Annotated in this window: 14 protein-coding genes; all 14 read right to left on the bottom strand. The window is 31.0% G+C overall.

The genetic code is table 11. From position 1 onward, the window contains the following. Nucleotides 1–19 precede the first annotated feature (19 nt). The 14 genes from secA to ACZ49Z_RS20250 all read right to left on the bottom strand — a co-directional run bounded on the left by secA (nucleotide 20) and on the right by ACZ49Z_RS20250 (nucleotide 19072). The gene (gene secA, locus ACZ49Z_RS20315) at nucleotides 20–3373 is read right to left on the bottom strand and encodes a preprotein translocase subunit SecA (RefSeq protein ID WP_464306116.1); all 3354 of its coding nucleotides are present in this window, start codon (nucleotides 3371–3373) and stop codon (nucleotides 20–22) included. Between the two features lie 89 nt (nucleotides 3374–3462). Beyond that, a complete protein-coding gene (locus tag ACZ49Z_RS20310) occupies nucleotides 3463–3684 on the bottom strand; it encodes a DUF2795 domain-containing protein (protein WP_045971987.1) in 222 nt (73 codons plus the stop codon). 200 nt (nucleotides 3685–3884) lie between these two features. Beyond that, on the bottom strand, nucleotides 3885–4454 hold the full coding sequence (locus ACZ49Z_RS20305; RefSeq protein WP_464306115.1) for a cob(I)yrinic acid a,c-diamide adenosyltransferase: 570 nt from the start codon (nucleotides 4452–4454) through the stop codon (nucleotides 3885–3887). A 193-nt stretch (nucleotides 4455–4647) separates the two neighbouring features. Beyond that, entirely contained in the window at nucleotides 4648–5508 is an 861-nt protein-coding gene (locus ACZ49Z_RS20300; protein WP_464306114.1) for an ATP-grasp domain-containing protein, read from the bottom strand. A 245-nt stretch (nucleotides 5509–5753) separates the two neighbouring features. After that, on the bottom strand, nucleotides 5754–6173 hold the full coding sequence (locus ACZ49Z_RS20295) for a hypothetical protein (protein WP_464306113.1): 420 nt from the start codon (nucleotides 6171–6173) through the stop codon (nucleotides 5754–5756). 298 nt (nucleotides 6174–6471) lie between these two features. Further along, nucleotides 6472–8364 carry a DUF349 domain-containing protein gene (locus ACZ49Z_RS20290; protein WP_464306112.1) on the bottom strand — a complete coding sequence of 631 codons (1893 nt, stop codon included), beginning with the start codon at nucleotides 8362–8364 and terminating at the stop codon, nucleotides 6472–6474. A gap of 210 nt (nucleotides 8365–8574) precedes the next feature. Next, entirely contained in the window at nucleotides 8575–9339 is a 765-nt protein-coding gene (locus ACZ49Z_RS20285; protein ID WP_464306111.1) for a shikimate dehydrogenase family protein, read from the bottom strand. A gap of 5 nt (nucleotides 9340–9344) precedes the next feature. Next, nucleotides 9345–10313, bottom strand: a complete 969-nt coding sequence (locus ACZ49Z_RS20280) for a DUF368 domain-containing protein (protein ID WP_464306110.1) — start codon at nucleotides 10311–10313, stop codon at nucleotides 9345–9347. Nucleotides 10314–10385: 72 nt separating this feature from the next. Further along, nucleotides 10386–11780, bottom strand: coding sequence for a tetratricopeptide repeat protein (locus ACZ49Z_RS20275; protein ID WP_464306109.1), 1395 nt, complete (start codon nucleotides 11778–11780; stop codon nucleotides 10386–10388). Between the two features lie 159 nt (nucleotides 11781–11939). Beyond that, the gene (locus tag ACZ49Z_RS20270) at nucleotides 11940–13121 is read right to left on the bottom strand and encodes an aspartate aminotransferase family protein (RefSeq protein ID WP_464306108.1); all 1182 of its coding nucleotides are present in this window, start codon (nucleotides 13119–13121) and stop codon (nucleotides 11940–11942) included. 50 nt (nucleotides 13122–13171) lie between these two features. Next, on the bottom strand, nucleotides 13172–14866 hold the full coding sequence (locus ACZ49Z_RS20265; RefSeq protein ID WP_464306107.1) for an OstA-like protein: 1695 nt from the start codon (nucleotides 14864–14866) through the stop codon (nucleotides 13172–13174). A gap of 104 nt (nucleotides 14867–14970) precedes the next feature. Next, a complete protein-coding gene (locus ACZ49Z_RS20260; RefSeq protein ID WP_464306106.1) occupies nucleotides 14971–16242 on the bottom strand; it encodes an adenylosuccinate synthase in 1272 nt (423 codons plus the stop codon). A gap of 40 nt (nucleotides 16243–16282) precedes the next feature. Continuing rightward, nucleotides 16283–16723 carry a Fur family transcriptional regulator gene (locus ACZ49Z_RS20255; RefSeq protein ID WP_464306105.1) on the bottom strand — a complete coding sequence of 147 codons (441 nt, stop codon included), beginning with the start codon at nucleotides 16721–16723 and terminating at the stop codon, nucleotides 16283–16285. 129 nt (nucleotides 16724–16852) lie between these two features. Then, the gene (locus ACZ49Z_RS20250) at nucleotides 16853–19072 is read right to left on the bottom strand and encodes a RelA/SpoT family protein (RefSeq protein ID WP_464306104.1); all 2220 of its coding nucleotides are present in this window, start codon (nucleotides 19070–19072) and stop codon (nucleotides 16853–16855) included. Nucleotides 19073–19130 lie beyond the last annotated feature (58 nt).

Here is a 19130-nt window from a genome sequence, read left to right as displayed (position 1 = left end):
TACTGTATTTATTTTGTTTTTATATTAAAACCCATTCACCAGAAGCAATCATGCTTTCTGCTTTTTTGAATTTCATAGTTTCGGTTTTTCCACTCATTACATGTTTAATGGTAACAGTATCATTACGATTAATTTTTGGAGTTTCTCTAACGATAGTTTCTGTAATTTGTGGGCGATTTTGAGTTTGTTGTCCAGCTTCTCTATTTCTAGAAGCTAATTCATCTGTATTCAAAATCTCGTCTTTACTCTCGGTGTATTTTTCCTTTTGTTTTACTTCTTTAGCTTCACTAATTGAATTAGGGTTTTGAGAAGGTAAATCTGCTTTGAAAATGAACGATATGATTTCTTTATTAACGTCATTAATTGTTCTTTTAAATAATTTAAAAGCTTCAAATTTATAGATTAATAAAGGGTCTTTTTGTTCGTGAACAGCTAGCTGTACAGATTGTTTCAATTCATCCATTTTTCGAAGGTGTTTTTTCCACGCTTCATCGATGATGGCTAAAGAAACATTTTTTTCAAAATCGGTTAATAAAGTTTTTGCTTCAGAATTATATGCTTTTTCTAAATCGGTAACAATGTTTAATGATTTGATTCCGTCTGTAAAAGGAACAACAATTCTTTCATACTGTCCGTTATTGTTTTCATATACGTTTTTAATAACAGGGAATGCTTCTTTAGTGTTTCTTTCTGTTTTTTCAGTATAATGTGCTAAAACGGCTTTATAAGTTCTGTCAATAATATCTTTTTCTTGCAGTTTTCCAAAATCTGCAGCACTTACAGGAGCACTTATTGAGAAAAAGCGAATTAACTCGAATTCATAATTTTTAAAATCACCTGCTGATTTATTGTTTTGAACAATAAGTTCGCAAGTATCATACATCATGTTGGCAATATCTACTTTTAATCGTTCTCCATGTAGCGCATGACGACGACGTTTGTAAACTACTTCTCTCTGAGCATTCATTACATCATCATATTCTAATAGACGTTTACGAACTCCAAAGTTGTTTTCTTCCACTCTTTTTTGCGCTCTTTCAATAGACTTGGTCATCATAGAATGTTGAATTACTTCACCTTCTTTTAATCCCATTCTGTCCATTACTTTTGCAACTCTTTCAGATCCAAATAGACGCATTAAGTTGTCTTCTAAAGAAACGTAGAATTGAGAGCTACCAACATCTCCTTGACGACCAGCACGACCACGTAATTGTCGGTCAACACGACGAGAATCATGACGCTCCGTACCTATAATTGCTAAACCACCAGCTTTTTTAACTTCGTCTGATAATTTAATATCGGTTCCACGACCAGCCATATTAGTTGCAATGGTTACCACACCTGGTTTACCCGCTTCTGCTACAATTTCAGCTTCACTTTTATGCATTTTAGCATTTAAAACGTTGTGTTGAATATTTCTAATTTTAAGCATTCTACTTAATAATTCAGAAATTTCTACAGATGTTGTACCAATTAGTACTGGACGACCTGCATTTGATAGTTCAACAACATCATTAATTACAGCATTGAATTTTTCGCGTACGGTTCTGTATATTAAATCTTCTTTGTCTTTACGAGCGATTGGACGGTTTGTCGGAATTTCAACTACATCTAATTTATAAATTTCCCAAAATTCTCCAGCTTCTGTTACAGCAGTACCAGTCATGCCGGCTAATTTGCTGTACATACGGAAGTAGTTTTGTAGTGTAACAGTTGCAAAAGTTTGTGTAGCAGCTTCAATTTTTACATTCTCTTTTGCTTCTATCGCTTGGTGAAGACCATCAGAATATCGACGACCATCCATTATACGTCCTGTTTGTTCGTCAACAATCATTACTTTATTGTCCATGATAACATATTCTGTATCTTTTTCAAACAAAGTATATGCTTTTAGAAGTTGCGTAAGTGTGTGAATACGTTCTGATTTTATAGAGAAATCTTTATATAGTTCTTCTCTTTTTTCAGCTTCTTCTTCTGTTGATAAGTTTTGTTTTTCAATTTTAGCAATTTCAGTACCAATGTCAGGAAGTACGAAGAAATGCTCGTCTGTATCTCTCGATAAAAATTGAATACCATTATCGGTTAATTCTACTTGATTGTTTTTTTCTTCAATAACAAAGTATAATGCTTCATCAATTTTTGGCATTTCTCTGTTGTTATCTTGCATGTAATGGTTTTCAGTCTTCTGAAGTAATTGTTTTATTCCTTCTTCTGATAAGAATTTAATTAATGCTTTGTTTTTTGGTATTGCTCTATAAGAACGTAATAAATAGAATCCGCCCTCTTTAGTATTGCCCTCTTTTATTAATTTTTTAGCTTCTGTTAAGCAATCTGTAGCTAATTTACGTTGTAAGTTTACTAAGTTGTCAACTTTAGGTTTTAATTCATTAAATTCATGGCGATCACCTTGTGGAACAGGACCAGAAATGATTAATGGTGTACGAGCGTCGTCAATTAACACAGAATCGACTTCATCTACAATCGCATAATTATGTTTTCTTTGTACTAAATCCTCTGGAGAGTGTGCCATGTTATCTCTCAAATAATCGAAACCGAATTCGTTATTTGTTCCATAAGTAATATCTGCATTATAGGCTTTTCTTCTTGCTGGAGTATTTGGCTGATGGTTATCAATACAGTCAACAGTTAATCCATGAAATTCAAAAAGAGGAGCTTTCCAGGTACTATCACGACGTGCTAAATAGTCATTTACAGTTACTAAGTGTACTCCATTACCTGTAAGTGCATTTAAATAGATAGGAAGAGTTGCTACCAATGTTTTTCCTTCTCCTGTTTGCATTTCGGCAATTTTACCCTGATGTAGAACAACACCACCAATTAACTGAACATCATAATGAATCATGTCCCAAGTAATTGCCTTTCCTGCTGCATCCCATGAGTTGGCCCAATTTGCATTGTCTCCTTCTATTGTTATATAAGGTTTTGTTGCAGATAGTTCTATGTCTTTTGGAGTTGCAGTAACCGTTATAGAAGTGTTGTCTTTAAAGCGGCGAGCTGTTTCCTTTAGGACAGCAAACGCTTCAGGAAGTATTCCATTTAATACTTTTTCAGAAATTTCATAGGCTTCATTTTCAAGTGCGTCAATTTCTAAATAAATATCTTCACGCGCATCAATATCGGTTGTTTGATCTGCGGTTAATTTTAAATCAGCAATTTTAGTGTCTTTTTCTAAACGAGCTGCTTTTATTTTATTTTTAAATTCTGTTGTTTTTGCTCTTAGTTGGTCGTGCGATAGTGAAATTAAAGCCGTTTCAAAGGTTTTAATTTTATTTACCAGTGGTTGAATAGCCTTTATGTCTTTTTGAGACTTGTCTCCAACAAAAGCTTTCAGTATAGAATTAATAATACTCATAAGTATAATTTATTGTTTAAAAAATTCGTGTATAAATCTACAAAAAAAAGCCTCAGTAAGAGACTTTTCTAGTGTTTGATTTTATCTTTTTAATATTCATCCTCGTTCCAAAGATAGTCGTCATCTGTCGGATAATCGGGCCAGATTTCTTCCATAGATTCATAGATTTCTCCTTCATCTTCTATAGATTGAAGGTTCTCTACTACTTCTAGAGGAGCACCAGTCCTGATAGCGTAGTCGATAAGTTCGTCTTTGGTAGCCGGCCAAGGAGCATCACTTAGATAAGATGCTAGTTCTAATGTCCAATACATTTTTCTATCGATTTAAATTTATGCAAAAATAATTTTTTAACTTAAATAGTCAAGTTTTTTTTGATTTATTTTTTATTATTTATAAGAACGTGAGTTTTTTAGTTTTCAATGAGCCTTTTTTTATGTTTAGTAATTTAGATTAAACTACTTGCTTAGTCACATCGAAAAGTTGCTGTTTACTCATGACTGAATACTGAACATTATTTTCTAGGTATCCATTTTACTTCTTCAGCTTTTAAGTCATAAGACAACTTTCGTGCCAGTACAAAAAGATAGTCAGAAAGGCGGTTTAAATAGGTTAGAACATGCGGATCTGTCGGTTCTATTTCGTTAAGGTGTACTGATAGGCGTTCTGCTCTTCGGCAAACACAACGTGCAATATGACAATATGACACAGTTGTGTGTCCTCCTGGTAAAACAAAATGTGTCATTTGAGGAAGGTTTTCTTCCATTTTGTCTATTTCATTTTCTAAATATTTTATGTCTGTATCTTGAAGGCCTAAATTTTGTAATCTTGGTTGACCGTTTTTTAAGATTTCTTTTTCAGGAGGAGTTGCCAGTATTGCTCCTAATGTAAATAATCGATCTTGTACTTCAATTAAGACATTTTTATAATTTGGATCAATATTTTGGTCTCTAATTAATCCAATATAGGAATTTAGCTCATCTACTGTGCCATAGCTTTCTATTCTGATATGGTGTTTAGGAACCCGTGTTCCTCCAAAAAGTGCTGTTGTTCCTTTGTCTCCTGTTTTTGTATATACTTTCATGTGAATTTAGAATTATAATTTAGAATTTATGAAATTCTATTCTTCAGTTTTTTTATTTTTTTTTCTTGCGATTTTAAATTGCTTCCTATGGTTTGTTTTGTTTGGAAGTATTCTATGCAATATTTTTAAAAATAGATAGAGAATTACTATAACAATAGTTACTATAAGAATTTTGTTTTTTTGCATGCCAAATTTACTTAATTAATTCTAATATTGAAGCTGTGAAGTTTTTAATAGCTTCTGGGGCAAAATTAAAATACAAATCGGGTTCTAAACATTCTATTTCCATAAGATGAATTTGATTTTCTATTATGATTCCATCAACTCTCGCATAGAGTAATTTTTCGTGAAAATTATTTATGATTTCTTGAGCTTGTTGAATTAGCACTTCGCTAGGTTGAACTAAAGTATATTTGCCTCCAAATTGTGCTTGAATTCTAAATTCATTTTCTGCTGGTTTCTTATTTACGCAATGTGAAAATTTTTTATTGAAGAAGATGAATGAGGTTTCTCCTTGATGCGTAATTTCTGTTTTGAACTCTTGTATTAATAAATCTCTTTCTTGAGCAATGGTGCTATATTTTGAGTTTATTTTGTCTGTTTCAGATGGATTGAATACCTCAGTTAAGTAAGATCCTGCTGAATAAGCAGGTTTGATTACTATTTTTTCCCAATGACTTGGGATGATTTTTTTTAAATCTAATTGTCTTGTTTTTTCTTGAAAAATTGTTGGAATAATTTTTATTCCCTTTTCTTCAAATGACTTTAAATAAAACTTGTGTTTGTTTTGCTTAATTACTTCGATGGAATTAAGTGTTTTTATTCCTAATTTCTCAATTTGTTCAAGCCAAAGGTTGAATTCACTTTCTTTTTCGTAATAGTCCCAAGTGTTTCTAAAAATAAGGTAATCGTATTTTGTCCAATCTACTAATGTGTTATTCCAAACTTCTGCTTTAGCTTTAATATTATGTTGTGCTAATTCAGGAATTAATAATTGATCGGATGGATGTAATTTTGGAAGTTTTTCGCAAGTAAGTAATGCAATTGTGGTCATTCATTTTATTTTGTCTATCAAAGATAACGAGTTGTTTTTAAAATTAAAAACACAAAATGGAATGAACATGATTGGGAGTATAGTATTGTCAAGATTTATTTTGATAAGGGTATTTTTTTTGAAGACTATATTTAATTTTTTGAAGATTATTTGAAATATATGATGTTAAAAATGAGATAAAAATAGCAAATCGCTATATGCTAGTATAACGATTTGCAGAGAGAAATTTCTATAGTTGAATGAAATTATGAACTAATTGAATAATATATATTGTTTGTCGTTGAATTCAATGTTATTAGTTTCGAATTTATATCTTGTTTGTATAAATCAAAACTTTCTTTTATTTTGTTTTTGAAGAAATACGGGATTTCATTGTCGGGAAGCTCGAATAGTTCTTTTATGCACATGTTTTTGCCAATTAAATATTGCACATGATTGTCATTGTCTAATTTTAGATTTAATATGATTATGTTTTTCTTTTTGCAAATTTTAGTAGCAATTTTTCCTTCTTCTTCATTTTCATATTTAATTTTAAAATTGGTATAATTATCCATTACTTTGAGAATATCAAATGTAATGTATAGTCCTTCAATTACTTCTCTATCAATTTTGAAACCAATAGTTTTTCCTTCATTACTTTTAATTCCCATCTTTAAAGTTTTCATAATTTTATTTTTATGTTTAACATTGGTTAAAATTCCTTTTTGTGAAATGTTTGATAGTTATGAATTCTTAGTTTTTATTGAAGTTGTATTAACTTACTTTCTCAAAGTTAGTGTATCAAATAATAGAAAACAATACGTATTTATACGTAATTTTGGCTGTTTTTTCTACGTATAAATACGTAGTTTTGGAAAAACACCTTCTTTTTTTTGAAAAATTGAATTAAAGAAATGAATAGAATTACAAAAAAAAATCCCGTTATTTTTTATAACGGGATTAATATGGTATCATGAAAGAAAATTAAAGTGCTTTTAGTTTACTAAGCTTTTCTTTCCAAAGTTTTAATTCTTCTTTATGCCTTTCGATACTTTTTTGTACTTCTTTAATGAATGGGTTTTCTTTTTTAGAATTGGAAGAACTAATAAATTGAATATTATTCTCTAATTGAAATATTTCGTTTTGTACTTCATCAATTTTCTTTCTCAAAAAGAATTGTTCCTTTTCAATAGACCTATCATCTTCGTTGGTTACCCATTGATCTATTTTTGCATCAAATTTCATCATCTCAGTATCTTTTTTAGATAAGCTAAGTTTTTCAAATAATGCATCTAGAATTTTATTGAATTTTCCTTCAATATGTCTTCTGTTAAAAGGTACTTTTCCAATTTCTTTCCACGCTTCTATATGTGCTTTTATCGCTTCAAGATCTGTTTTGTGATCACCAATTAGCTCAAAAGATTTTAAAGTTTCTAAATAGTCTTTTTTCTTTTCAAAAGCTTCGATTTCTTCTTCGTTTTCTGCATTTCTCACTTGGTGCATGCGGTCAAAATAATGATTGCATGCATCTTTGAAGTCTTTCCAGATTTTGTCAGAATATTTACGAGGAACATGTCCTATTTTTTTCCAATCATCTTGGATTTTTTTCATTATTGGAGTGGTGGTATTAAAGTCTTCGCTGTCTTTTAAAGAGTTTGCTTTTTCGACTAATGCTAATTTCTTATTTAAATTTTCCTGTTGTTCATGCTTGATGTCTTTGTAAAAAGCATTTTTGTTTGCATTAAATGCTCGAACAGCTTTTTTAAATTGTCCCCAAGTTTCTTCAGTGAACTCAATTGGAACTTTTCCTGCTTTGAAGAAAGTTTCACGCAGTGCTTCCATTTTTTTAATTTGTGACTGCCATCCATTGTGAGAATGTGTTTTTTCTTCTCCTAAAGCAATTATTTGATTGATGATCTCTTTCTTATTGTTTAAGTTCTCAATTTCTCTTTCTTTAGCTTGTTCGAAATAAACTTCTCTTCGGTCATGAATTTGTTTTGTTATTTCGCTAAATTCATTCCAAATAGATTCACGATACTCTCTTTCCACAGGACCAATTTCTTCTTTCCAAACGCGATGCAATAATTGTAATTCACGGAAAGCTTTCATTATGTCGGTTTCGACTAATAATGTTTTTGCTTTTTCTATGATTCCTTGTTTTAATTCAAGATTGTTTTTTAAATCTTGATCTCTTGCTTCTTTGTCTAAATGCATTAAATCATAAAAACGTTCAATATGGAAATGGAAATTATTCCAAACAATATTATATTTGTCTCTAGGAATTGCTCCTGCTGCTTTCCATTTGTCGCGAATTTCGTTTAATTTCTTAAACATATCATTAATAGAAAGATTTTCATCTGTTCCATCAACTAGCAATTTCAATTCTTCAATTATCTCGTTCCTAAGTGTAAGATTGTTTTTTAAATTTTTTTGTAGTTGGTTATAATGATTCGTTCTGTTGGTTTTATAATCATCATAAACTGCATCAAATTTGTTTTTTAGAGGGAAATGATATTCAAAAGTTGCATTTTCATCAGTATTCGAACTGTTAAATTCGTCTCGTTTTTCATCTAATAATTCATGATACTGATTCATGAAAGATTTTCTTATTTCTTCCACGTGGTCTTTAATAGCCATTACTTTGTGGTTGTGAACTAAATTGTCTAATTCTATGGTAAGTTCTTCCATTGAAAGTGAGTCATAGTCCAACATTGGGATAATATGCTTATCTTGAATGGAGTCGTCTTCATTTTCTTCTGCATTTGAATTATCAATTTCATCTAAAGCAGATTTATTGATTGTAATTACATTCTCTTGTGACTCTTGGGTTTCTTGTCCGTCTGCTTGTTGCAGGTTATCATTCTTGTCTTCTAACATTTTTAATGCTTAAGGTTACTAATTGACGTCGAAGATACTAAAGGCTACTTAAAATTCAAAAGAAAATTATAATTTTTATAATCAATACTATGTTAAGAGATTTAAAATACTAGCTTTTAGAGCTTTTCTGTTAGAAATTTCTTTATTGAAGGGTCAGGTTAAGGTTGTTAAATGTTTTTTATTAAGAAACTTTTTTTTGGAAATTTTATTTTATCGATTCCAAATTTGCCAAGCTTTTTCTGCCTGAAAAATTAGCATATCATAACCGTTTTTAATTGTAGCTCCTCTTGTTTTTGCTTTTCTTAAAAAAGTAGTTTCTTCTGGATTATAGACTAAATCGTATGCAATATGTTTTTCTGTAAACAGACTGTAATCTAAATCGGGAGCCTGTTCTATGTTAGGATGTGTGCCTAATGGTGTCGTATTGATAATGATGTGGTACTCGTCAAATATTTCTTTATTAATTTCATCATAAGAAAATTCAAATTCTGTTGGATTTCTTGAAACAAAATCAAACTCTATTTTTAATTTTCTAAGTGCAAATGCGATAGCTTTACTCACGCCTCCTGTTCCTAGAATTAATGCTTTTTTATGGTGTTCTTTAAGTAATGGTTTGATTGTTTTTTTAAAACCATAAAAGTCGGTATTGAAGCCTTTTAATTTTTTCTTTTTAGAAATAACAATAGTGTTTACAGCTCCAATTTTTTTAGCATTTTTTGATAATTTATCTAAATACGGGATTACTTCTTCTTTGTATGGAATGGTAACATTCAGTCCTTTTATTCTTTTAGTTTCTGAAAATATTTTTGGAAAATCATGAATGGTTTCTATGTCAAAATTTACATATTCACAATTGTCATAGTGAAGCGATTGAAATTTATCGTTGAAATATTTTTTAGAAAAAGAGTAATTAATGTTTTTACCTATTAAACCAAATTTTATTTGTTTTTTTTCTTTCTTTTTCTTTTTTGACATAACAATTATTTTTTGCCTAAGCGATTGGCTATTTTTTCTAAACCGAAAATTAATACAAATCCTAATATTAACATAATAATTGCAGTTAAAATTTGAGGATTTCCATTAAAATTTTGTGGCAAGATGCTTTTTTCTAGAAAAGGCACGGTTTCTCCATGACTGTTTATCCTTGTTTCAAGAACTTCTTTCCATGGCCAAATTTTATTTAGTGAACCAACCATGAAGCCAATTAAAATTGCTAAAGTTGCGTTTTTATGGTTGGCAAACATCCAAATCAGTATTTTTGAAAATAATTTTAATCCAATTATTGCACCTAAAGCGAATGTCATAAGTTTTAGCATCGCTTGTCCTATTATTTCAAAATTTAACGAAGTCAGTCCTTCTCTAAATTGATTTATTGTGCCAATTACTGTTTGATATGAGCCCATGAGAAGAAGAATGAAAGCACCCGATACGCCTGGTAGAATCATAGCTATTATTGCAATAAAACCAGATAAAAATAAATAAGGTAAACTTTCAGGTGATTCTGTTGGTTTGGCAATAGTTATATAATAAGAAATTACTATTCCTATTATTAAAGCAATATAGGTTTTAATCGTCCATTTATTAATTTCTTTCCAAATAAAAGCAATACTCGCTAAAACTAGCCCAAAAAAGAAAGACCAAACAAGTATAGGTTGTGTTTCTAGAAGATGAGTGATAATTTTTGAGAACGTTAATATGCTTAAACCTATTCCTAAGAGTAATGAAAATAAAAAATTACCATTTATTGTTTTCCAAGTTTGTTTAATCCCTTTTTTGCGAAAATCTTTAATTACAGAAAAGTTGATGTTATTAATGCTGTCAATCAATTCTTGATATATTCCAGAAATAAATGCAATTGTACCTCCAGAAACTCCAGGAACAACATCGGCTGCTCCCATTGCAATTCCTTTTAAAGTAATTAATAAATAATCAGGGAAAATTTTTCTCATGTTTTTTAAAATATTTGTCAATCAGAATATGTTTTTTAAATTCTGATTGACAAATTTATTGAAACTATTTTATTAATTTCTATATTTTTCGATGATGTTTTGAACACTTTTTTTTCTCCACATGTATGGAAAGTTTTCTTCAATCATTGTGTGGTTTTTGAAGTTTAATCGTAATCCATTATTTAGGTGAAAATTTCCTTTTTGAGTATCCGACGTTAAATAATATAATCCAGCTAAGCGATATTCAATTTCGTATTCTTCTGGAAAAATCTCAGTTGCTTGCAGAAGAATTTCTATTGCACTTTCATATTCTCCTAGTTCATGGAGCATGTTTGTCCATAAAATAAAGGTGTCTAAATTAATATCTCCTGTTTCGAAAGCTTTACGATATCCTAATTCTGCTTCTTCATAGAATTGCATTCCATGGTTAATGGCAGCATATCTTTTCCAATAAAGGCTATTGTCTGCATCTATTTCTATTGCTTTATTGACATAATAGATTGCTTTTTGAAAATTTTTTTGACGAATATAAAAATCGGTAATTGCAATCCAAGCTTTGTCCAATAATGGGTCTTCATGCACTGTTCTTAAATAGAATTTAAGTGCTAAATCTTTTTTTCCAAGTTTTTCATGACATTTACCAACTCTAAGCAAAGCAAAAGATGTTGGATCATCTAATTCCATAGTAATAGTATAGCATTCTATGGCCTCTTCATATTTTTTTAGTTTTTCTAGTCCTTTCGCTTTTTCTAAATAGGCTCCTAGAAAGTTTTCGTCTATTATTGTAGCATAATCAAATGCCCAAACAGCTTTTTCATAATTTTTAAGTGCATAAAACTGTCTTCCAAGTTGGTGCCAAGCTACTTCACTATAAGGGTTGTTGTCTATAAAACTTTCTAAATAGGTGATGGCTTCATGATTTTGGTCTAGAAAATCAAAACAGTAGATAACGTTGTAAAGTGCAGAATAATCCATTGTGTCTTCATCGAGGCATTTAATGAAAAATTCTTTTGCTTTTTCAAGATTATCCATGAATAAATATTCCATGCCAATCATAGAGTAAACATCTACTAAATCGTCTGTGTGTTCAAGTGCAATAGTTAATGATTCAATAGCTTTATCATGTTGATCTCTCTTTGAATATATATTAGCTTGTTGAATATGAATTTCTTCATTTGTGGGTTCAATAGCAAATAACTCTGTCAAGAGTTTTTGTGCAATATCTAATTTATCTTCATAGATTAGCATTTCTACTTGAACAAGTCGTAAACCTGTGGATTTAGGATGTTGTTCTAAACCAAGCTTTAGTGCTTTTTTAGCTAAACTCATTCGACCTGTATCCATATAATGAAGTATAATGTCTTCAAATTCTTCTGAATCGAAGAAAAAAACTTTATTAGTTTTTAACATTGATTCGAATTTAGATAGGGATAAGTTGTTTTCTTCTTCATCGTGACTCAATCTCATAGCAATAATTTTATGGTTTTGTCCTTTTTAAAATTAGGTATTTTATTTGAACAATCTCTTTTCTGTATGAATTGTTTTAAACAATTTAATTAACAGTTGTCCGTCTTTCTTATAGTTAAGGTAAGAAAATTTATTGATTTTCACCTAATTTTTTGAAATTTAATTCTTTATTGAATTTAATACGTCAAGAATGATGCCACAACCTTTTTTAATTTCTTCTTTTGAAATAGTTAAAGGTGGTGTTATGCGTATTGCTTTGCCTTCAAACAATAACCAAAAAAGAATTAGTCCTCTTTTATGACATTCTAAAATTACTTGATTAGTTATTTCAGGACTTTCTGTCATAGCTGCTAGCATTAATCCTTTGCCTCTAATTTCTGTAATTAGTGGATGTTGTAATAAAGATCTGAAAACTTCTTCCTTTTCTAACGTTTGTTGCATTAATTGGGTTTCTGTGATTTCTTGAAGAGTAGCTAGTGCTGCCGCTGCAATTACTGGATGTCCTCCAAAGGTTGTAATGTGTCCTAACTTTGGATCATGACTCAATAAGTCCATTTTTTCTGCTGCTGCTGAAAATGCACCCACTGGCATTCCACTAGCCATTCCTTTGCCCATTACAACAACATCGGGTACGACATCATAGTTTTGAAAACCAAATAGTTTTCCAGTTCTTCCGAAACCAGGTTGAATTTCATCTAGTATCATTATTGCACCAACTTCATCACAACGTTTGCGAACCTTTAGCAAAAAATCGTTTTCTGGTTGAATGAATCCAGCACCTCCTTGAATAGTTTCTAATAATATTCCAGCTGTTCTAGTGGTTATTTTTTCTAAATCGGATTCTTTGTTAAAAGTAATGAAATCTACATCTGGAATTAAGGGCCTAAAGATTTGTTTGCGTTCTTCAAATCCCATAACACTCATGCTTCCCATGGTGTTCCCATGATAGGCATTGTGACAAGAAATTAATTGACTTCTCCCAGTAACACGTCGTGCAAGTTTTAAAGCTCCTTCTATTGCCTCTGTGCCAGAGTTTACTAAGTATGTTTTATTTAGTTTTTCGGGTAGGTGAGAAGCAAGCAATTTGCAAAATTCTACCGAAGGTTTTTGAGCATATTCACCATAGACCATTACATGGGAATATTTGTCTAATTGTGCTTTTATGGCATCATTTACTCTTTTGGGTTGATGCCCTAAAGTATTGGCAGAAACTCCAGCAACAAAATCTAAATAGGCTTTGCCATTTGTGTCATAGATGTAATTTCCTTCTGCATGAGAAATTTCCATTGCTAAAGGGTGTGGTGAAGTTTGTGCTTGGTATTTGAAAAAATCTTCAATCATTTTTAATTGCTGATTTGTATTGTTTATGATAAATGAAAATGGGTTAAGCTTTAGATTTTCTTTTTCTCTTTTGGTTTAGGATTTTTTTTGTCATAATCTAAAGTCTCTTTTAGAGTTTCCATGGGTGAGTCTTCTTCTGTGGCTTTCTTTTTACTTTCTAACAGGATTTTTTCATGTAGAATGTTTTCTTCTTCTGGAAAAATATCATCCTTAGATTTGATTCGTTCATCACCTCTCCAAATAAAACCTTTTAATTTTCGTGCATTTTCAGGGAATTCAGAATCGGGATAGGTACTTGCCTCAACTTCGTTATAGGCAGTTTGAGTAATTATTTGATTGTCTTCAAATTCAAAATTCATACTACTGCATACTTTTTTATCAATCCCCACAAGTTCATTGTTGTCATTATACATGTAGTAGATGACTTCTGCATTTTTTACAATATCCACTTCGCTTAGCTTATTGTCTTTAAATTTGCCAAAAAGATATTGTCCTTTAATTTGATTGTAACCGTTTTTACTTAATGTGTCTTTTTGAACAATAAATGCATTGTTTAAGACTTTTAACGAGTCTAGTTTTTCTGTTTTATTATTACCTATTAAGTGCATTACATCTCCTGTCATTTGGTTATCGTTGTTCCAAAGAACAGGGTTTCCAATTAACTGTGTTATTCCAGTTTTGTTGCTTGAGTGGATAGAGTCGCATTTTCCGCTCATGTCTGTTTTGAAAAAACGAACATTATTGAAAGCTTTGACAATTCTATTTTCTGGTGGGCCAGTAACAAGAATTTTTTTGCCATGCATGTACAGTGAATCGTTTTCTACTTTTGTGATTACTACAGCTCTTTTGGTTAAGATAATAGAATCTTTTCTTGTTTTGGTGTTGCGATACATTTCAGCATAATGTCCTTTTGCAACCATATTGTTTATGGTGTCGGTGATTTTTACATTATTGACGCCTCTAGAGAAATTTTTCTTTTGATCGTAGAATAAATCATCTCCTTCAATAATTTTGTTATTATAGCTTATTTTGCTATTCTTTTTGAGTTTTCCAACGTCATTCTTGGTGTCGTAGAATCCGTTTTCTGTATAAATTACATTGTCATTGCTAGTTATTGTGGAAGGTCCAAAAACATAAGCATGACCAGAATTTTCATAATAATCTAAATGATTTGTTGTAATTGTGCTTTTTGGATTGGTTACAGTAACAGCAGAAGTGAATTGGTATTTTTTTGAGTTTAAAAAATATTTTCCAGAATTACTTTTTAAAGTATTTTCTTTATTGACTATTGTGCCGTGACTGTTGTAATAGGCAATTTGACTTTTCTTATCGAAGAAGATAGTATCTGTAGTTAGGGTAGATTCTGGAGAACGAAGATAAACGTCTCCTGTTGCAAAGGCAAATTCATCTACGCCATCATATTCAGCATATCGGCTATTCATAGTAATGGAATCTCCTTGATTAATTTGTACGTTACCAAAGGCTTTTACATAGTTTTCATCGGTGAAATAATAGGCTTTGTTGCAATTAATTTTTGTTCCTTTATGTAATACTCTTACATTCCCTGTAAAAACTGTTGCTCCAGGAATTTCATACTGGTTCATGTCAATAAAATCAGAATGTTCAATAATGATTTTATTGGATTGCTCTTTTTCTATTGAAATGTTCTTTTTTTCTTTTTCTTGTGCGTTTGTTAGTGTTCCAAACAGTAAAGAGCAAAGTATATAATGTGCTATTTTTTTCAACTGAATTTATTTTGTGTCAAAAATAAGTAAAAAGTAGAATAAGACTTCTCAATTAAGATTTTTTTATAATAAAAAACGCTTTCTATTTGAAAGCGTTTAATGATTTATTTTGTAATAGTTTGTTTTCTATCTGGTCCAACAGAAATAACTTTAATTGGAACTTGAACTTCTTTTTCAATAAATTCTATATATTCTTTAAGTTCAACTGGTAATTCATCATAAGTTGTCATTCCTGTTAAATCGGCTTTCCAACCTTTTAAAGTTGTAAAAATTGGTTCAATATTTTCAGGTTCAATATTGTAAGGTAAATGTTGAATTTCTTTACCCTTATATTTGTAAGCAGTACAAATATCTAAAGTTTCAAATCCAGAAAGTACATCTCCCTTCATCATATATAATTGTGTAACACCGTTAACTTGAACAGCATATTTTAAAGCAACAAGATCTAACCATCCGCATCTTCTTGGGCGACCCGTTACAGCTCCAAATTCGTTTCCAACTTTTGCCATTGTTTGGCCTTCCTCGTTGAAAAGTTCTGTAGGGAATGGTCCGCTACCAACACGAGTAGTATAGGCTTTGAAAATTCCGTAGACATCTTTTACTTTGTTAGGAGCAATTCCTAACCCCGTGCAAGCTCCAGCTGCTGTTGTAGTTGAAGAAGTAACAAATGGGTAAGTCCCGAAATCGACATCTAGTAAAGATCCTTGTGCACCTTCAGCCAAAATTGTTTTTCCTTCTTTTAGCGCTTTATTTAAGTATTCTTCACTGTCAATAAATGTTAATTTTTTTAGCCCTTCAATAGAGTTGAAGAATTCTTCTTCCATTTCTTTTAGGTCATACTGTAAATCAACATCATAAAAAGCAATCATTGCTTCGTGCTTATCCGCTAATGCTCTGTAACGTAATTTGAAATCTTCTAATTCAATATCACCAACTCTAATTCCGTTTCTACCTGTTTTGTCCATATAGGTTGGACCAATTCCTTTTAGTGTAGAACCAATTTTAGCTTTTCCTTTAGAAGCTTCTGAAGCGGCATCTAAAAGTCTATGTGTTGGTAAAATAAGATGTGCTTTTCTAGAAATAAGTAATTTAGATGTAACATCCATCTTAAATTTTTCTAATCCTTCTAATTCTTTTTGAAAAACAACTGGATCAATAACTACTCCGTTACCGATAATGTTAATTGCATTTTTATGGAATATACCAGATGGAATTGTTCTTAGTACGTGTTTTATTCCATCAAATTCTAGCGTATGTCCTGCATTTGGACCTCCTTGGAAACGAGCAATTATATCATATTTTGAAGTTAATACATCTACGATTTTTCCTTTACCTTCGTCTCCCCATTGAAGTCCTAGTAATAAATCTACAGTCATTTTTAGTAGTTAGTTTATATTATTAATAATAGTATGTGTGTTATTTTTCTTTTTTTGTGCCATAGAAATATAGCGAATGAGTGTGGATGTCTATATCAAATAGTTCTTCCATGGTTTTTTTTATTTGTTGAATGCGAGGATCGCAAAATTCAATTACTTCATCGCTATCTGTTAATATGATATGGTCGTGTTGTTTGTCAAAATAGGATTTTTCATAATGTGCTTGATTTTGCCCAAATTGATGACGACGAACTAATCCGCATTCTAATAATATTTCTATGGTGTTATACAGCGTTGCTCTACTTACACGATAATTTTTGTTTTTCATTTTGATATACAAAGATTCGATATCAAAATGTTCTTTTGAATTATAAATTTCTTGAAGAATAGCATAACGCTCTGGAGTTTTGCGATGTGCTTTTTCTTCAAGGTATTTAGTAAATACGTTTTTTACAATTTCTTGATTTTTATTGTCTTCCATATGGGTTAACTGAATAATTGCAAAGATAAGTAAACTTAAAGCATAGCGGTTATAACTTAGTAGTTTTTTTTAACAATTAGCTATTAATAACATTTATACTTTGCAAATACTATTGGTTTTGAATGTGTTTTAATTTTGATAAACACGAGTTACTTTGTCTATTCCGTCAACTTTTTTAATATTATCTATCAAGCGTTTTAAAATGGTATTGTTTGGAACAATAACTGTTATTTTTCCTTTAAAAATACCTGCATCGCCACTTAATGAGATGTTTTGAATATTCACATGCATTTGGTTTGAAATAACCTTAGTAAGGTCGTTTGTTAGCCCAATACTATCCATACCAGTAATGTTTAATATGGCTTTAAATTCTTCTTGACTTGAATCAATCCATTTTGCAGGAATAATTCGATAGGCATAGTTAGACTGAAGACTAATTGCATTTGGACAGTCTTTGCGGTGTACTTTTATTCCTTCGTTAATGGTTATGAAACCAAAAACTTCATCTCCTGGTATGGGATTACAACAAGTGGAGAGTTTGTAGTCTAATTTGTCTTGTTCTATTCCAAAAACTAATAAATCATATTTTTTACTAATTTCATTTTTTTGTATTTGCTCTGGCTTTACGTTCGGAATACGATTAAATGGCTTTTTAAGAAAGTTGACTAATGTATTGCTTTTTTGTGCCGCATAATCTTTTAGTTTTTGATTTTCTATGGCACCAATTCCGACGCGATAAAACAAATCTAAACTAGTTTGTAATTTGAAAAAGTTGACAAGTTCGTTTGTTGTTGTTTCGTTTAAAGTAATTTTTAAATGACGCAGTTTTCGGCTTAGGATTTCTTTTCCGTCTTCAGCAATCTTTTTAGTATTCTCATTTAATGAGTTTTTAATTTTGTTTTTTGCTCTTGAAGTTGTTACATAATCAAGCCATTGAACAGTAGGTTTTTGGTTGGGAGAAGTTATAATTTCTACTTGATCACCACTGTTTAATATGTGATTTAAAGGCACTAGTTTTCCATTAACTCTTGTGCCTCTTGTTTTTGAACCAATATCGGTATGAATGCTATAGGCAAAATCTAATGTTGTTGCTCCTTTAGGTAAAGACTTAATGTCGCCTTTTGGAGTGAAAATATAAATTTCTTTTGAATATAAGTTTAATTTAAAATCTTCAACAAAATCTACTGCATTTGCTGCTTGATTTTCTAGAGCTTCTTTTAATTGGTTTAACCAAATTTCTAATCCGTGTTCTTCTGTTGCTCCATTTTTATATTTGTAGTGTGCAGCATATCCTTTCTCTGCAATTTCGTCCATTCGTTCGCTACGTACTTGTATTTCGACCCATCTTCCTTTTGGTCCCATAACGGTAATGTGTAATGCTTCGTAGCCAGTAGATTTTGGTGAGGAAATCCAATCTCTAAGACGACTAGGACTAGGACGATAATGGTCGGTCACTACAGAATATATTTTCCAAGCTAAGAATTTCTCATTGTTAGGTTCTGATTTATAAATGATTCTTAATGCAAATTTATCATATACTTCATCAAATGTTACACCTTGAGCTTTCATTTTCCTACGTATAGAATAGATAGATTTTGGTCTCCCTTTTATACTGTATTCTACTCCTTCATTGTCTAAAGAAGCAGATATAACACCAGATATAGATTTGATGTATTCGTCTTGCTCTTGTTTGGTTTCTTTTATCTTACTTACAATCTCATTAAAAACTTCTGGTTCTGTATATTTTAAGCCTAAGTCTTCTAATTGAGTTTTGATATTATAGAGCCCTAAGCGATGTGCTAGTGGGGCGTAGATGTATAATGTTTCTGATGCAATTTTGGCTTGTTTGTATTCTGCCATGCTTCCCATGGTTTGCATATTGTGCAATCGATCAGCAATCTTAATGAGAATTACCCTAACATCATCATTTAATGTTAATAGCATTTTGCGAAAATTTTCCGCTTGCATGGAAACATCTTGTTCTGTTTTAACTTTTGATATTTTAGTTAATCCTTCTACGATTTGACCAATTTTAGGGTTGAACATTTTGGTAATGTCTTCAACTGTAATATCGGTGTCTTCTACAACGTCATGCATTAATGCGGCAGCAATGGAAGTAGCACCAAGACCAATTTCTGATGCTACAATTTTAGCCACAGCAATAGGGTGGAAGATATAGGCTTCTCCAGATTTTCTCCTTTGCTCTTTGTGGGCATCTACAGCAACATCAAATGCTTTACGAATTAGTTTTTTATCTTCAGTTGTAAGAGTTTGATAGCTAATACGAAGTAATTCTTTGTATTCTTGTGCAATTGCTTTGTTTTCTGCTTCTAATTCAAGTTCTGTCATATTTTTTCTTTACAACATAAAGTTATAACAAAGATATGGATTGTGCAAGTGCTTTCTC

Source organism: Flavobacterium sp. KY-23415 (genome assembly GCF_055384985.1).
Note: the sequence above shows the minus strand (reverse complement) of the source record. Positions and strands in the feature narration are given on the sequence as shown.

Excerpts from the sequence above, each read along its gene's own strand:
- ACZ49Z_RS20260 (WP_464306106.1), bottom strand. The coding sequence starts at position 16,242 with ATGACTGTAGATTTATTACTAGGACTTCAATGGGGAGACGAAGGTAAA.
- ACZ49Z_RS20295 (WP_464306113.1), bottom strand. The coding sequence starts at position 6,173 with ATGAAAACTTTAAAGATGGGAATTAAAAGTAATGAAGGAAAAACTATT.
- ACZ49Z_RS20280 (WP_464306110.1), bottom strand. The coding sequence starts at position 10,313 with ATGAGAAAAATTTTCCCTGATTATTTATTAATTACTTTAAAAGGAATT.
- ACZ49Z_RS20300 (WP_464306114.1), bottom strand. The coding sequence starts at position 5,508 with ATGACCACAATTGCATTACTTACTTGCGAAAAACTTCCAAAATTACAT.
- ACZ49Z_RS20250 (WP_464306104.1), bottom strand. The coding sequence starts at position 19,072 with ATGACAGAACTTGAATTAGAAGCAGAAAACAAAGCAATTGCACAAGAA.
- ACZ49Z_RS20310 (WP_045971987.1), bottom strand. The coding sequence starts at position 3,684 with ATGTATTGGACATTAGAACTAGCATCTTATCTAAGTGATGCTCCTTGG.
- ACZ49Z_RS20285 (WP_464306111.1), bottom strand. The coding sequence starts at position 9,339 with ATGTCAAAAAAGAAAAAGAAAGAAAAAAAACAAATAAAATTTGGTTTA.
- ACZ49Z_RS20270 (WP_464306108.1), bottom strand. The coding sequence starts at position 13,121 with ATGATTGAAGATTTTTTCAAATACCAAGCACAAACTTCACCACACCCT.
- ACZ49Z_RS20255 (WP_464306105.1), bottom strand. The coding sequence starts at position 16,723 with ATGGAAGACAATAAAAATCAAGAAATTGTAAAAAACGTATTTACTAAA.
- ACZ49Z_RS20305 (WP_464306115.1), bottom strand. The coding sequence starts at position 4,454 with ATGAAAGTATATACAAAAACAGGAGACAAAGGAACAACAGCACTTTTT.
- ACZ49Z_RS20275 (WP_464306109.1), bottom strand. The coding sequence starts at position 11,780 with ATGAGATTGAGTCACGATGAAGAAGAAAACAACTTATCCCTATCTAAA.
- ACZ49Z_RS20290 (WP_464306112.1), bottom strand. The coding sequence starts at position 8,364 with ATGTTAGAAGACAAGAATGATAACCTGCAACAAGCAGACGGACAAGAA.
- secA (WP_464306116.1), bottom strand. The coding sequence starts at position 3,373 with ATGAGTATTATTAATTCTATACTGAAAGCTTTTGTTGGAGACAAGTCT.